1 protein-coding gene is annotated in these 1,359 nt (G+C 54.4%); it reads right to left on the bottom strand.

The genetic code is table 11. From position 1 onward, the window contains the following. The coding region (locus tag CZ809_RS20580) for an Ig-like domain-containing protein (protein WP_144396224.1) at positions 1–1,359 on the bottom strand (1,359 nt) is incomplete at both ends.

Genomic DNA, 1,359 nt, shown 5'->3' with positions numbered 1-1,359 from the left:
GACCGCCCACCGTACCGGTGATCGCAATGCTCTGCTGATGGCCTTCTTGTTGAGTAATGACGTTATCGCCAGTGATCTTATCGATATCGATAGTCGCGTTAACATCCACCGTATAATTATGCTCAGCCGTGGCGGTTTTGCTGTTGCCTGCGGTGTCGGTGGTGGTCACTGTCGCGCCAACATGATCCGTCTTCGCATCCAACAAGACCTTGCCATCAACAGACAAACGCCATGACTTATCCGCTTGTACTTCGGCGGTGCCTAACGTTTTACCATCAAGGGTCACTGTTACCCAATCGCCCGCTTTCACATCGCCGCCAACCGTACCGATGATCGCTTGGGACTGTTCAGAATCAGGTCCGGTTACATTATCATCGGTAGCAATCGAGGTAATAGTGATCGCTGCCGCAATGTCAGTATCAATGTTGTAAGGGTGATCGTCCGTCGCCGTGGCACTGTTGCCCGCCTCATCCGTGGTGGTGACGGTTGCCGTCACACTATCAGCCGTCGCACCGTCTAAAACACTGCCGTCGACTTCTGCCGTCCACGTTAACTTGCCGTCCTGCTCCACAACTTTTGTGGTGCCCACGGTTTGACCATCAACAACGACCGTAACGGTATCGCCGACTTTAACATCTGCGCCCACGGTCCCCGTGACCGGGACTTTGCTGTGCGCTTCATCTACGTTGATAACACCATCGGTAGCAATCGAGGTAATAGTGATCGTTGCCGCAATGTCAGTATCAATGTTGTAAGGGTGATCGTCCGTCGCCGTGGCACTGTTACCCGCCTCATCCGTGGTGGTGACGGTTGCCGTCACACTATCAGCCGTCGCACCGTCTAAAACACTGCCGTCAACTTCTGCCGTCCACGTTAACTTGCCGTCCTGCTCCACAACTTTTGTGGTACCCACGGTTTGACCATCAACAACGACCGTAACGGTATCGCCGACTTTAACATCTGCGCCCACGGTCCCCGTGACCGGGACTTTGCTGTGCGCTTCATCTGCGTTGATAACACCATCGGTAGCTATCGAGGTAATAGTGATCGCTGCCGCAATGTCAGTATCAATGTTGTAAGGGTGATCGTCCGTCGCCGTGGCACTGTTGCCCGCCTCATCCGTGGTGGTGACGGTTGCCGTCACACTATCAGCCGTCGCACCGTCTAAAACACTGCCATCGACTTCTGCCGTCCACGTTAACTTGCCGTCCTGCTCCACAACTTTTGTGGTGCCCACGGTTTGACCATCAACAACGACCGTAACGGTATCGCCGACTTTAACATCTGCGCCCACGGTCCCCGTGACCGGGACTTTGCTGTGCGCTTCATCTGCGTTGATAACACCATCGGTAGCAATCG

Origin of the sequence: Photobacterium piscicola (genome assembly GCF_900166965.1) — a bacterium.
Lineage (GTDB): Bacteria > Pseudomonadota > Gammaproteobacteria > Enterobacterales > Vibrionaceae > Photobacterium > Photobacterium piscicola.
Note: the sequence above shows the minus strand (reverse complement) of the source record. Positions and strands in the feature narration are given on the sequence as shown.